The 12,374-nt window shown below is 25.6% G+C and carries 15 protein-coding genes; 10 read left to right on the top strand and 5 right to left on the bottom strand.

From position 1 onward, the window contains the following. The first annotated feature begins 44 nt into the window (after nt 1-44). Entirely contained in the window at nt 45-776 is a 732-nt protein-coding gene (gene ubiE / locus ACH2BC_RS10270) for a bifunctional demethylmenaquinone methyltransferase/2-methoxy-6-polyprenyl-1,4-benzoquinol methylase UbiE (protein WP_395053908.1), read from the top strand. A gap of 24 nt (nt 777-800) precedes the next feature. Then, nucleotides 801-1,505 (top strand): porin family protein, encoded by a 705-nt coding sequence (locus tag ACH2BC_RS10265; RefSeq protein ID WP_395053907.1) that lies wholly within the window; start codon nt 801-803, stop codon nt 1,503-1,505. On the opposite strand, the gene ACH2BC_RS10260 is transcribed toward ACH2BC_RS10265, so the two are convergent. Then, complete coding sequence (locus ACH2BC_RS10260) at nt 1,502-2,230, bottom strand: RNA methyltransferase (protein WP_395053906.1); 729 nt, start codon at nt 2,228-2,230, stop codon at nt 1,502-1,504. The two genes, ACH2BC_RS10265 and ACH2BC_RS10260, sit on opposite strands and share 4 nt — an antisense overlap. A 36-nt stretch (nt 2,231-2,266) precedes the next feature. On the opposite strand from ACH2BC_RS10260, the gene ACH2BC_RS10255 reads away from it, so the two are divergent. From ACH2BC_RS10255 to accD, 3 genes are all read left to right on the top strand, one after another. Continuing rightward, nucleotides 2,267-4,810 (top strand): BamA/TamA family outer membrane protein, encoded by a 2,544-nt coding sequence (locus tag ACH2BC_RS10255; protein ID WP_395053905.1) that lies wholly within the window; start codon nt 2,267-2,269, stop codon nt 4,808-4,810. Between the two features lie 46 nt (nt 4,811-4,856). Next, entirely contained in the window at nt 4,857-5,924 is a 1,068-nt protein-coding gene (fbaA, locus tag ACH2BC_RS10250; protein WP_395053904.1) for a class II fructose-bisphosphate aldolase, read from the top strand. A gap of 144 nt (nt 5,925-6,068) precedes the next feature. Next, nucleotides 6,069-6,923 (top strand): acetyl-CoA carboxylase, carboxyltransferase subunit beta, encoded by an 855-nt coding sequence (gene accD, locus ACH2BC_RS10245; protein WP_395053903.1) that lies wholly within the window; start codon nt 6,069-6,071, stop codon nt 6,921-6,923. A 49-nt stretch (nt 6,924-6,972) separates the two neighbouring features. Here accD and ACH2BC_RS10240 read toward each other — a convergent pair whose 3' ends face one another. The 4 genes from ACH2BC_RS10240 to ACH2BC_RS10225 all read right to left on the bottom strand — a co-directional run bounded on the left by ACH2BC_RS10240 (nt 6,973) and on the right by ACH2BC_RS10225 (nt 8,258). Further along, the gene (locus tag ACH2BC_RS10240; RefSeq protein ID WP_395053902.1) at nt 6,973-7,305 is read right to left on the bottom strand and encodes a type II toxin-antitoxin system RelE/ParE family toxin; all 333 of its coding nucleotides are present in this window, start codon (nt 7,303-7,305) and stop codon (nt 6,973-6,975) included. Then, nucleotides 7,295-7,504, bottom strand: a complete 210-nt coding sequence (locus ACH2BC_RS10235) for a hypothetical protein (protein WP_395053901.1) — start codon at nt 7,502-7,504, stop codon at nt 7,295-7,297. The genes ACH2BC_RS10240 and ACH2BC_RS10235 overlap by 11 nt, the downstream gene beginning before the upstream one ends. Before the next feature lie 80 nt (nt 7,505-7,584). After that, on the bottom strand, nt 7,585-7,812 hold the full coding sequence (locus ACH2BC_RS10230) for a DUF433 domain-containing protein (protein WP_395053900.1): 228 nt from the start codon (nt 7,810-7,812) through the stop codon (nt 7,585-7,587). 62 nt (nt 7,813-7,874) lie between these two features. Beyond that, a complete protein-coding gene (locus ACH2BC_RS10225) occupies nt 7,875-8,258 on the bottom strand; it encodes a helix-turn-helix domain-containing protein (RefSeq protein WP_395053899.1) in 384 nt (127 codons plus the stop codon). A gap of 195 nt (nt 8,259-8,453) precedes the next feature. Between ACH2BC_RS10225 and ACH2BC_RS10220 the strand changes: the two genes are divergently transcribed. The 5 genes from ACH2BC_RS10220 to ACH2BC_RS10200 all read left to right on the top strand — a co-directional run bounded on the left by ACH2BC_RS10220 (nt 8,454) and on the right by ACH2BC_RS10200 (nt 12,274). Further along, nucleotides 8,454-8,678 (top strand): hypothetical protein, encoded by a 225-nt coding sequence (locus ACH2BC_RS10220; protein ID WP_395053898.1) that lies wholly within the window; start codon nt 8,454-8,456, stop codon nt 8,676-8,678. Between the two features lie 60 nt (nt 8,679-8,738). Beyond that, nucleotides 8,739-9,662: a hypothetical protein gene (locus ACH2BC_RS10215; protein ID WP_395053897.1), complete on the top strand. Its 924-nt coding sequence runs from the start codon at nt 8,739-8,741 to the stop codon at nt 9,660-9,662. Then, nucleotides 9,653-10,633, top strand: a complete 981-nt coding sequence (gene gwsG, locus ACH2BC_RS10210; RefSeq protein WP_395053896.1) for a grasp-with-spasm system ATP-grasp peptide maturase — start codon at nt 9,653-9,655, stop codon at nt 10,631-10,633. Before ACH2BC_RS10215 ends, gwsG begins: the two co-directional genes overlap by 10 nt. Nucleotides 10,634-10,776: 143 nt before the next feature. After that, a complete protein-coding gene (locus tag ACH2BC_RS10205; RefSeq protein WP_395053895.1) occupies nt 10,777-11,823 on the top strand; it encodes a hypothetical protein in 1,047 nt (348 codons plus the stop codon). Between the two features lie 217 nt (nt 11,824-12,040). After that, nucleotides 12,041-12,274 carry a hypothetical protein gene (locus ACH2BC_RS10200; protein WP_395053894.1) on the top strand — a complete coding sequence of 78 codons (234 nt, stop codon included), beginning with the start codon at nt 12,041-12,043 and terminating at the stop codon, nt 12,272-12,274. Nucleotides 12,275-12,374: the final 100 nt, after the last annotated feature.

The following is a 12,374-nucleotide window of genomic DNA, read 5'->3' as shown; positions in this document are numbered from 1 at the left end:
ACAAATTTTGTATTTTTGCACCACAAAAAAATTGCAAAACTAAAATGTCTAAAAACATAACGCCTTACAAAGATTCAACCTTAGGAAAAAAAGAACAAGTAACCCAAATGTTCGATACCATTTCTGGAAATTACGATGGATTAAACCGAGTAATATCATTTGGAATAGACATAAAATGGCGTAGAAAAGTACTTAATCTTGTAGCAGCAAGAAATCCAAACAATATTCTAGATATTGCAACAGGAACAGGCGATTTAGCAATACTAATGGCACAAACCAACGCCACAAAAATAATAGGACTAGACATTTCATCTGGAATGCTAGAAGTTGGAAAAAAGAAAATTCTAGACAAAAAACTAGAAAATAAAATAGAAATGATAGTTGGCGATTCAGAAAATATGCCTTTTCCAGACAATCATTTCGATGCTATAACCGTATCGTTCGGAATTAGAAATTTTGAAACATTAGATAAAGGACTTGCAGAAATACTTCGTGTGTTAAAACCAAACGGAATTTTTGTAATTCTAGAAACTTCCAATCCAACTAAAACACCATACAAACAAGGATATAAATTTTATACCAAAAACATACTTCCAGTTATAGGAAAATTATTCTCTAAAGACAATGTCGCTTATGGATATTTATCAGAATCGGCTTCGGTTTTTCCATTTGGCGAAGTATTAAACAATATTTTACATAAAATTGGGTTTATAGATGTGGAAGCTATGCCACAAACATTTGGAGTTGCAACAATATATACAGCATCCAAAAAGTAAAATATAGAAATTGTTCACATCAATATGAAAAAAATAATTTGCATCATAATCATACTGTTTTCCTTGCATAACAATGCGCAATCAAAAGGAATTTTTAGTAAAGACCCAATTATAAATCTAGAAAATTTTGACAAACAAAAAATGTATTTTGGTTTTTATTTAGGATTTAATAGTTATGATTTTAAAATAGATTATTTCAACACACCACAAAAAGATATAGTTGTAAATGGAACTTCAGGGTTTAATGTTGGTGTAGTTGCCGATTTAAGATTACATGAATACATTAATTTACGTTTTGAACCAGGTTTATACAATACACAACGAAACCTTACCTACTTTGGTTTTACAAAACAATTGGACGCAGAAAGAGAAATAAAATCAACTTATATTCATTTTCCGCTACTGTTAAAATTTTCATCTAAAAGACTTGGAAACATTCGTCCGTATTTACTTGGTGGCGCATCTGCAACTTTAAATTTATCAAGTAATTCTAAATCTGTAGACGATAATTTACAACAACGTTTTAGAGTTAAACCTTGGACAACCAATTACGAACTAGGTTTTGGAATAGATTTATATACAGAATATTTTAAATTCTCTCCATCAATAAGAGGCGTTTTTGGTATTAACGACGAAATTATTCAAGATAATGACCCAAACAGTCCTTGGACAAGCAATATTGATGCTTTAAAAACTAGAGCAATTTTTATTAATTTTACTTTTCATTAAGGTTTTCTCTTAAATTCACTAAGAAATATTGCTGTTGCAGTTGCAACATTTAAACTTTCTGTTATTTGTAAATTTCCAAATCTAGGAATTGCAATACTATTAGTTACATATTTTTCTATACTTGGTGAAATTCCATTTGCTTCGTTTCCTAAGATTAAAACTGATTTTTCAATTAACTTTTCGCCATATATATTTTTTCCATCCATAAAAGTTCCATAAACTGGCATCGTATTTTTAGATAAAAAATCTTCTAAATTTTGGTAAGAAATTGAAACTCTAGAAATAGAACCCATGGTTGCTTGTATCACTTTAGGATTATAAATATCAACCGTTTGAGTTGAACATACAAGTTGTTTTATACCAAACCAATCGCACAACCTTATAATAGTTCCAAGATTTCCAGGATCACGAATATCATCAAGAACTAAAGTTAAATCATTGGCAAATACAACATTTGAAACCGGAATTTTAAACAATGCCAAGCAATTATTAGGAGTTGTTAATGCAGTTATTTTTTTTAAATCTTGCTCAGAAATTATTTCAAATTTATCTTGACTTACATTTATAAAAATCAATTCTGTTTGATACAAATAATGCAACTCAAAATTAGAATTCAGTAATTCTTCAATCACTTTTGCACCTTCGGCAATAAACAATTTATGAACTTGTCTAAATTTTTTTTGCTGTAAACTAGTAATTAACTTTATTTGGTTTTTACTAACCATAAAATAAATGTATTTTTGAATTAAATTTTGCATCCATTGAAAAAACGCTTCACAAAAATATCACTATTTATTTTAATTGCACTGATAATTGTTGCTTGTAACACAACTAAACGTGTTGGTGAAGACAAAAAATTACTAATAAAAAATGAAATTATAGTTGATAATAAGAAAAACAACAATGAAAATGTAATAAATCAATTGTATCAAAAACCAAATACTTCAATACTTGGTTACAGATTGCGTTTAAATCTTTACAACTTAGCTAAACAAAAAGCCGATTCTAATTATCATGTATGGTTAGATAAAAATGAAAAAACTAAAAAATCATTAACTAATTTATTATCAGAAAAACAAGTTGATAGATTGGGAAAATCATTTGTAATATCTGGTTTTAATAATTTTTTAATGAAAACAGGAGAAAAACCAGTAATTTTTGACTCCATAAGTACAAAAAAATCATTAAAAAGATTGCAATCTTACTATTATAATAATGGTTATTTTGATGCAAAAACTTCTTACACTAAAGACACATCTACAATAAAAAAAATAAAATTAAAGTACAATGTAGTTTTAGGAAAAGCATTTATTATTGACACCATAAAAACCTCAATTGCAACTCCAGTTTTAGATTCGTTGTATAAAACTAGAGAAAAAAATTCGTTTATAAAATCTAAAAATCAATATAAAACAGAAGATTTAAACCAAGAAAGAATTAGAATTACTAACGAATTTAGAAATAATGGTGCATTTTTATTTCAACCCAATTATATTTCTTATAATCTTGATACAATTGGAAGTAACAAAAAAACAAATGTAGAATTAATTATAAAAGACTTATCATACAGAGAAAATGACACCGCTAAAACTGCACCATTTAAATTATACAGAATTAGTAAAGTTAACATCTACACTGATTACTCGCCCAATAAAAATGATGTTAAAATAAAAGATAGTGTTGAGTATAACAATTTCACTTTATACAGTGAGCAAAAATTAAAATACCGTCCAAAATCAATTACAGATGCTGTTTTTGTTACTAAAGGAAGCTTATATTCAGACAATAATTCTACTTTAACTACTAAATATCTAAGCAATTTAAAAGTGTTTAATTATCCAACTATTCAATATAAAATTGATCCAAAAAACGCAAACTCTTTAATTGCAAGTATTTTTTTAACACCAAGAGCAAAATATACATTTAATCCATCAGTAGATTTTACGCATTCTAATATTCAAGATTTTGGTATATCTGGAAATGTTTCTTTAGCAATTAGAAATGTTTTTAATGGCGCAGAAACTTTTGATGTAGGTTTTAGAGGAAATGTTGGAGCATCAAGAGATTTAGCTAATCCTAACAATAATTTTTTCAATATTTCGGAAGTTGGTATCGATTCTAGATTAAATTTTCCTAGGATATTTTTTCCGTTTAATACAGATAAAATTATTCCAAAAACAATGCTTCCTACTACAACAATTGCTGTTGGTTTTGCCAAGCAAAGAAATATTGGATTAGACAAACAAAACTTTACTAGTTCATTTACTTACAATTGGTTACCAACTAAAAATACTTCTTTTAGATTTGATATTTTTAATATTCAATTTGTAAAAAATGTTAACGTTAGTAATTATTTTAATATTTATCAATCTTCTTTTAATGCTTTAAACTCTATTGCAATTAATACTCCTGGAGTAAATACTAATTATTTTGTAGATAATAAGCTTTCAATTGAAGAAGGAACCAATGGTTTTATTAATGCTATTTTAAATCAAAATCTTTCTACTAACGAAAATAATATAAAAACTGTAAGAAGTATTGAAGAAAGAAAGAAAAGACTAACAGAAAATAATTTAATTTTTGCCTCAAGTTTAAGTTTTACAAAAACCACAAATAAAGGACTTACTGATAATAATTTTTATTCCATCAAAACCAAAGTAGAATCGGCAGGAAATGTACTTTCTATTCTAGCAAGAGCATCCAAACAATTGCAAAATCAAGGTGGCGCAAATACTATATTTGAAGTAGAATTTTCGCAATATATAAAAACAGAATTCGAATATATAAAACATTGGGATTTATCTGGTAAGAAAGTTTTGGCTGTTAGAAGTTTTTCGGGAATTGCAATTCCGTACGGAAATTCTAAAAGTGTACCATTTTCTAGAAGTTATTTTTCTGGTGGATCAAATGATAACCGAGCTTGGCAACCGTACAGTCTTGGTCCAGGAAAAAGTGGTGGAATAAATGATTTTAATGAAGCCAATTTAAAACTATCATTTAATGCCGAATTACGATTTAATATTTTTGAAAAATTTAATGGTTCAATTTTTGCCGATGCAGGAAATATTTGGAATATTTTTGACGATGTAGAAGAAGAATCATTCAAATTTAAAGGATTAAAATCATTAGAAGAATTGGCTTTAGGAACAGGATTTGGACTTAGATACGATCAAGGATTATTTGTTGTTAGATTAGATTTAGGATTTAAAACCTACAATCCATCTAAAGAAGTAAATGAAAAATGGTTTAAAGAACTCAATTTCTCTAAATCGGTAATAAATATTGGTATAAATTATCCGTTCTAAAACTTGAAATTACTATTTTTGTAATCTTAACTAAAAAAACAATACAATGGCTCATAACATAAAACCTGGAGTTGCAACTGGAGATGAAGTACAAGCAATTTTTAATTATGCAAAAGAAAAAGGATTTGCATTACCTGCTGTAAACGTAACAGGAAGTAGCACTATAAATGGAGTTTTAGAAACTGCTGCTAAGTTAAATGCGCCAGTTATAATTCAGTTTTCTAATGGTGGAGCACAATTTAATGCAGGAAAAGGATTGTCTAATGCAGGTGAAAAAGCAGCAATTGCTGGTGGAATTGCAGGAGCAAAACACATTCATACTTTAGCAGAAGCTTATGGTGCAACTGTAATACTTCATACTGACCATTGCGCAAAAAAATTATTACCTTGGATTGATGGTTTATTAGATGCTTCTGAAAAACATTTTGCTGAGACAGGAAAACCATTGTATTCTTCTCATATGATAGATTTATCTGAAGAACCAATTGAAGAAAATATAGAAATTTGTAAAACCTATTTAGCAAGAATGAGTAAAATGGGAATGACATTAGAAATAGAATTAGGAATTACTGGTGGCGAAGAAGATGGTGTAGATAATAGTGATGTTGACAGTTCTAAATTGTACACACAACCAGAAGAAGTTGCTTATGCTTATGAAGAACTTTTAAAAATTTCTCCACGATTTACAATTGCAGCAGCATTTGGAAACGTTCACGGAGTTTACAAACCTGGAAATGTAAAATTGACGCCTAAAATCTTGAAAAATTCTCAAGATTATGTTCAAAATAAATTTAATACTGGTCATAATCCTGTAGATTTTGTTTTTCATGGTGGAAGTGGTTCAACACTAGAAGAAATTAGAGAAGGAATTTCTTATGGAGTAATAAAAATGAATATCGATACCGATTTACAATTTGCTTTTACAGAAGGAATTCGTGATTATATGGTAAACAATATTGATTATTTAAAAACGCAAATTGGAAATCCAGAAGGTTCTGATGCTCCAAATAAAAAACACTATGATCCAAGAAAATGGGTTCGTGAAGGCGAAGTTACTTTCAACACAAGATTAGAGCAAGCATTTGCTGACTTGAATAACGTAAACACATTATAAATTGTATATTGTAAATTGTATAATGTATAAACAGAATACATTATACAATTTTACATTATACAATAAAATCATAATATTAATAAATTGTTTTGGAAACAGAAGATTTAAACTTCTAACTTCCAACTTCTAACTTCCAACTTAATTATGGCTTGGTTTAAAAGAACACAAAAAGGTATAACAACGGCAACCGAAGATAAAAAAGACGTTCCAAAAGGACTTTGGTACAAATCGCCAACAGGAAAAATTATTGCCCAAGACGAACTAGCAAGAAATCTTTGGGTAAGTCCAGAAGATGATTTTCATGTTAGAATTGGTAGTAAAGAATACTTTGAAATCTTGTTCGACGACAATGAGTTTAAAGAACTAGATGCCAAAATGACTTCTAAAGATCCACTTGGGTTTGTAGACACTAAAAAATATTCTGATAGATTAAAAGATGCTCAAGAAAAAACACATTTAAAAGATGCTGTTAGAACTGGAGTTGGAAAATCTAAAGGAAAAGAATTAGTAGTTTGCTGTATGGATTTTGCCTTTATTGGCGGATCAATGGGTGCAGTTGTAGGAGAAAAAATAGCTCGTGGAATAGATTATTCTATAAAAAATAAAGTTCCGTTTGTAATGATTTCAAAATCTGGTGGAGCAAGAATGATGGAAGCTGCTTATTCACTTATGCAATTAGCAAAAACTTCTGCTAAATTGGCGCAACTTGCCGAAGCTAAAATTCCATACATTTCATTGTGTACAGATCCAACAACTGGCGGAACAACCGCTTCTTATGCAATGCTTGGCGATGTAAATATTTCTGAACCTGGCGCATTAATTGGTTTTGCTGGACCAAGAGTTGTAAAAGACACTACAGGAAAAGAATTACCAGAAGGTTTTCAAACTGCCGAATTTGTTTTAGAACACGGTTTTTTAGATTTTATAACACCAAGAAAAGAATTGAAAGATAAAATTAATTTGTACCTCGATTTGATTTTGAATGAAGAGGTAAGATAGATTTTATTTTTTTAAATAATTTAAAGCGTAAATTTTATTTGCGCTTTTTTTATTCTAAATTTAAACTTTCAACCATTGTTTTTAGTTCGTTAGGTTTTAAATTTTCTTTTTCACTTTTATCATAAATTGTGAGTAAGTAAACAGTTTCTGTTTCAATAAAAATATAAGTGATTGTTCTTGCTCCTCCACTTTTTCCTTTTCCTTTACTTTGAATTGCAACTCTAATTTTATAGCAATTATTACCTAAAAAAGTTCCTGATTTAGGATTTTTAATAATTTCTTCTATGAGTTCAGCATATTCTTCTTTGAGAGATGGAAATTTTTTTATTAATCGCTTCAACTCATTTTCAAATTTGCTGGTTGGTAAAATGCTATAACTCATTCAATAACTGTTGGGCAGTTTTTAATTTAATTTTTCCACTTTTATGCAGTTTTACTTCATTAGCAGCAATTTTTAAGTCTTCCCATAAATCTATTTTATCTTGACTCATAGGTTTTGCTTTTTTAATGAAATCTAAACTGCGTAATACCTCAAGACCAAAGTTTGCTTTGTTATCTGGGATTTCAACAAGTACTTGCATAATTTATATATTTAAACAAAGTTAGTTAAAAAATTAATTAAACTACATAGTAATGTAATTTGATACTATTGAAAATTTCATTAGGCAACATTTTGAATAGTTTGACCAGATAAATACATTTTAGCAAATTTAAGACACGCTAAAATATCATCTTTTTCTAGTTCTGGATGATCTTCAATAATATCATCACTAGATATACCAGAACCAAGTAAATCAATTACCATTTCAACTGACCATCGCATTCCTCTTATTGCAGGTTTACCGTGAAGTATTTCTTGATTTATTGTAATTCTTTCTAGTAAATTCATAATATATTGTTTTAAACAAAATTACTAAATTTTACTACTACTTTTAAAACTTAAACCAACATTTATTTACTACTACCCAATAATTTTAAAAATAATTCGTTTTGTTGTTGTAATAAAATGGTAATTTTATTTTGGTTGTCTAGGAAGTTTTGTATTAGTTCTGGTGGTGTAGAATGATTTACTGTAAAATTTTGGGCAAAAGCGGCATAAGAGTGACCTTTAAATTTAGCATTAGCAAAGTTTACATTAGAAACATCTTCAAGAAGGTTGTACACATCAGTTTCGTAATAATTACAAAGGTGTAATAGGTTTTCAAAATTTGGTTTGGCTTTATCTGCTTCCCATTTTCCAATAGCAACTTTAGAAATTTCTAACTCAAAAGCTAGTTTTTCTAACGATAATTTTTTATCTATTCGAAGATTGCGTAGTTTTGTTCCAAGTGTCATACCTTAATTTTTATGCTAAAGTAAAAAAATAAACTTTAGTTTTCAATTTTATAAACTTTAGTTTCTAAGTTGTAAGAAAAATAATGTTTTAATTTGATAAAATTATTTTTACATTCGTATGTATTATTTTGTGCACGAGATAGATGTATTTATGTTGAATGATTTAAATAAATATTAATCATTAAATTTATTATTATGAAAAAATTAGATTCAAAATTATTTCAAAAACTTGAAGATGCTATCATTTCAAAACAATCTTTAGCAAAAATCAATGGTGGTAAAGCTATGGGACCAGGTGGAACGACAAATGATTGTACTGGCACTGGCGGAGATTGTTGGGATGCTGATTGCGGTACGAATGTTGTTGATGATATGACTTGGACAGGCGGAAAAGATTCAGGTAACGATGCTTGCAACTAAATTTCTAAATTAATTGAATAGAATAATTTTTTAATTATTCTATTCTCTAACTATCATATTATGAATTTAATAAATAAAATTGTATTTTTCTCTATAATATTACTTAGTCTAAATAATTTATTTAGTCAAAATTCTAGAGATTTATTTATAAAAGATTCTATAATTAAATTGATAAACACCAATGAAATAATTACTCTACAAACTTATAATAAGGTTTATAATTATATAAAAAAATGTGATAAATTATATAATTATGAATCTGATTTACATAAAAGATTTTTAGAATTTAGTTATTCTCATGGTGACATAAAGAATTTTAAAAAAGATTTATCTATACTAGTTGAAAATTATGGATTTCAAATTATTTATATGAATAATAAAGAAAACTATTATGAAACAATCACTAAAGGTTCACTATCATTTTGGTTTAAAAAAATGTATTTAAAAAATCATTTAAATTGGTTAAAACAAAATTTTGAAAAACAATATGATTTAAAAAAAATAAACGAATTATTTCTTAAGGATCAAATTTATGCTAATTTATATTCTGATTTAAAAAACACTTTAATTTTAGACAGTTTAAATCAAAAAAAATTAGATGACATTATAATAAATAAAAATTTTGAAAATATTAAAACCTTATTTAATATTTCAAATTCGAGAAATAAAATTCCAAATTCAAAAAATTTTGCAGTTATTCAAAATAGTTACAATACATTATTTATTCATAATTTAAATGATAATATAGATAAAACTTGGGAGTTATTCTTTCCATTATTTAAAAAAGCTTACTTAAACAACGAAATTGATTATACTATTTTTCAAAATTATGATTTTTATTGTTACAAAAAGTATGGTTACCAAGAATTTAATAGTTTTAAAATTAATCAAATACCAGAACAATTTAGAAAAAACAATAATGAAATTCCTTTAAAGAATAAAGATGATTTTGATAAAATAAAGACGGAATTTAAATGGTATTAATAATTACGAGTGAAGATGATTTATCATCAAATGATGTTATAGATTGGTTAATTTATTATAAAGTGCCATTTTTAAGAATCTCTCATAACGATAAAATATATTATAAAAGTTTATCTATTAATAATCTAAAATTTGAAGTAGTTTTAAAAATAAATGAAATTACATATAATTTAACAGATTTTAAAGCTTTTTGGTATCGCAGAAGTTTTATTAATATGCTTACAAAAGAATATAATATAAAAAATAAATTAGATAGTGAAATAAAAAAACACTTAATAAACGAAGCTCAAGAATTTAACAGTGTAGTAAAACGATATATCGAATTACATTCTATAAATAAACATAATGATATTTTTTTAAACAAGTTAGAAATTTTAAGGATTGCAAGTAATACTGGATTTCAAATACCAAATTCAATTATAACAGATAACAAATCTGATTTATTAATTTTTAAAAAAACTTTTGAAAAAATAATTACAAAAAATTTTTCTCAGGGAATTTTTATAAATAATAAAGATACTATTTTAGGAAATAGTACAAAAATAGTTGACAATTCAATAATAAATTTAATTCCAGATCATTTTCACTATTCGTTTTTTCAAGAATGTATAGAAAAAAGTTTTGAATTAAGAATTTTCTTTTTGAAAAGTAAATTCTATACTTGTGCAATTTTTTCTCAAAATAATGAAAAAACAAAAATTGATTTTAGGAATTATGATACTGATAATTTGAACAGAACTCCTCCATTTGAATTACCGCAAATTATAAAAAAGAAATTAATAAAATTAATATCAATTATTAAAATAAATTCAGGGTCAATTGATATGATTGTTTCAAAAAAAAATGAATATATTTTTTTAGAAATTAACCCAATAGGTCAATTTTCACAATTGTCAATACCTTGTAATTATTACATTGAGAGAAAAATTGCATTTGAATTAATAAAGAAAAATAATGGAACTATTAAATAAACAAGAATTACCTATTATACTTAGAACAGGTAAATTTTATAAAAAAAATGGCAAATTGGTTGTTTATTCTTTTTCAAAAAAATATAATACAAGAAATTATCCAGTAAGAAAATTTCATAAACCAATTATTTTTTAAAATGATTTTGAAAAATTATTCCGAAACACCAATAGTAAAAGGATTTAATAGGAGTTGTATTTATGATTTACCAAGACAAAATTATGATTTAGTTTCAAATCATATTGTAGATAAATTAGATAAATTAAGCAATTTAAATTTTGAAGATTTAATTAAAACTTTGAATGTCGATGAAATAGAATGGGTTAATTTTTTTTTAATAAAAGAATATTATTTTTTAATTTCAAATGAATTTTCAAACAGTTTTCCTAAAATTAATTTTGAATGGCATTATCCTTTTTTAATCAATAATTGTATAATTGAAATAACAAATATTAAATTAAATGTATTAAAAATATTTTCAAGACTTGAAGATATCAATTGTAAACATTTATTAATAAAATTTAATAATATTGAAAATACAAATGAAATAATTGACTTTCTAAAATTAAATTTAGAAAATTTAACATTTAAATCTATCGATTTAATTATAGAAGATAACAAAAACAAAAAAATTAATTTACAAAATTTTTATAATCTAGTAAAAAAAGAAATAGCTCAAATTACAAGTATTAAAACTAATCCATTTTTTAAAATAAATGAATTATATTTTAAACCTCAGTTTTTAGTTAATATAAATATGTTTTCGGAATCCAAATCTTATAACGTATATTACAATAGAAAATTATATATTGATGATAATGGACACATAAAAAACGGAATTGAAACAACTAAATCATTTGGTAATATTTATAGTTCCATTGAAAATTTTGAAAAGATTATTAAAAGTAAAAAATTTAAATCTTTAAGTAAGATTAATAAAGACAAAATAGATGTTTGTAAAGACTGTGAATTTCGCTACATGTGTATTGATAATAGAATACCATTAAAAAGAGACGATAATACTTATTTTTTTCAAAAAGAATGTTCATATAATCCTTATATAAGTAAATGGCACATTGACGAGAATTATAAATCACTTACCGAAGTTGGTGTCTATTCTAATGAAAAAGAATTTTATATAAACATTAAAAAAGTTCAAAATTATAATAACATAGTTTGGAAAGATGCATAAAAATGTTTTATATATACCTTAATTTTATACTAAAGTAAAAAAATAAACTTTAGTTTTCAATTTTATAAACTTTAGTTTCTAAGTTGTAAGAAAATTAATGATTTAATTTGACGAAAATATTATTACATTTGTTTAAACACTTTTTTCAATAAATTAAGGTTTAAATTCATATTGAATATTTTAAAATGAAATATAAACAACTGAAAATTTTATTAAAATGAAAACATTAAAAGATTTTAGCAAAAATGAAGCTAATTTGAAGAGTATTTCTGGTGGAAAAATTTTTGTAGGCAATTTATTTGCAACAGAATATCAAAAACCTGCATCAGATCCTGATTGCTGTTATGTTTATAATGATTGGTTCGCAGATTCAAATGGTAACGGTCAATGGGATCAATCTTTTGAGACTGGAGGAACTTACAATCCAGGAGGAACTTATACTTGTCCATAAATCTATATGTTTTACTTAATAAATCACTAGCACTTTTTTAAAGATGTTAGTGATTATTTTTTTATATGAAAAAACTATTTTATTTTATTTTTTGTTTATG

Source organism: Flavobacterium sp. (genome assembly GCF_043760115.1).
In the GTDB taxonomy this organism is placed as follows: domain Bacteria; phylum Bacteroidota; class Bacteroidia; order Flavobacteriales; family Flavobacteriaceae; genus Flavobacterium.
This window is presented reverse-complemented; position numbering and strand designations above follow the sequence as displayed.

Excerpts from the sequence above, each read along its gene's own strand:
- accD (WP_395053903.1), top strand. The coding sequence starts at position 6,069 with ATGGCTTGGTTTAAAAGAACACAAAAAGGTATAACAACGGCAACCGAA.
- ACH2BC_RS10265 (WP_395053907.1), top strand. The coding sequence starts at position 801 with ATGAAAAAAATAATTTGCATCATAATCATACTGTTTTCCTTGCATAAC.
- fbaA (WP_395053904.1), top strand. The coding sequence starts at position 4,857 with ATGGCTCATAACATAAAACCTGGAGTTGCAACTGGAGATGAAGTACAA.
- ACH2BC_RS10225 (WP_395053899.1), bottom strand. The coding sequence starts at position 8,258 with ATGACACTTGGAACAAAACTACGCAATCTTCGAATAGATAAAAAATTA.
- ACH2BC_RS10240 (WP_395053902.1), bottom strand. The coding sequence starts at position 7,305 with ATGAGTTATAGCATTTTACCAACCAGCAAATTTGAAAATGAGTTGAAG.
- gwsG (WP_395053896.1), top strand. The coding sequence starts at position 9,653 with ATGGTATTAATAATTACGAGTGAAGATGATTTATCATCAAATGATGTT.
- ACH2BC_RS10215 (WP_395053897.1), top strand. The coding sequence starts at position 8,739 with ATGAATTTAATAAATAAAATTGTATTTTTCTCTATAATATTACTTAGT.
- ACH2BC_RS10220 (WP_395053898.1), top strand. The coding sequence starts at position 8,454 with ATGAAAAAATTAGATTCAAAATTATTTCAAAAACTTGAAGATGCTATC.
- ACH2BC_RS10235 (WP_395053901.1), bottom strand. The coding sequence starts at position 7,504 with ATGCAAGTACTTGTTGAAATCCCAGATAACAAAGCAAACTTTGGTCTT.
- ubiE (WP_395053908.1), top strand. The coding sequence starts at position 45 with ATGTCTAAAAACATAACGCCTTACAAAGATTCAACCTTAGGAAAAAAA.
- ACH2BC_RS10230 (WP_395053900.1), bottom strand. The coding sequence starts at position 7,812 with ATGAATTTACTAGAAAGAATTACAATAAATCAAGAAATACTTCACGGT.
- ACH2BC_RS10260 (WP_395053906.1), bottom strand. The coding sequence starts at position 2,230 with ATGGTTAGTAAAAACCAAATAAAGTTAATTACTAGTTTACAGCAAAAA.
- ACH2BC_RS10200 (WP_395053894.1), top strand. The coding sequence starts at position 12,041 with ATGAAAACATTAAAAGATTTTAGCAAAAATGAAGCTAATTTGAAGAGT.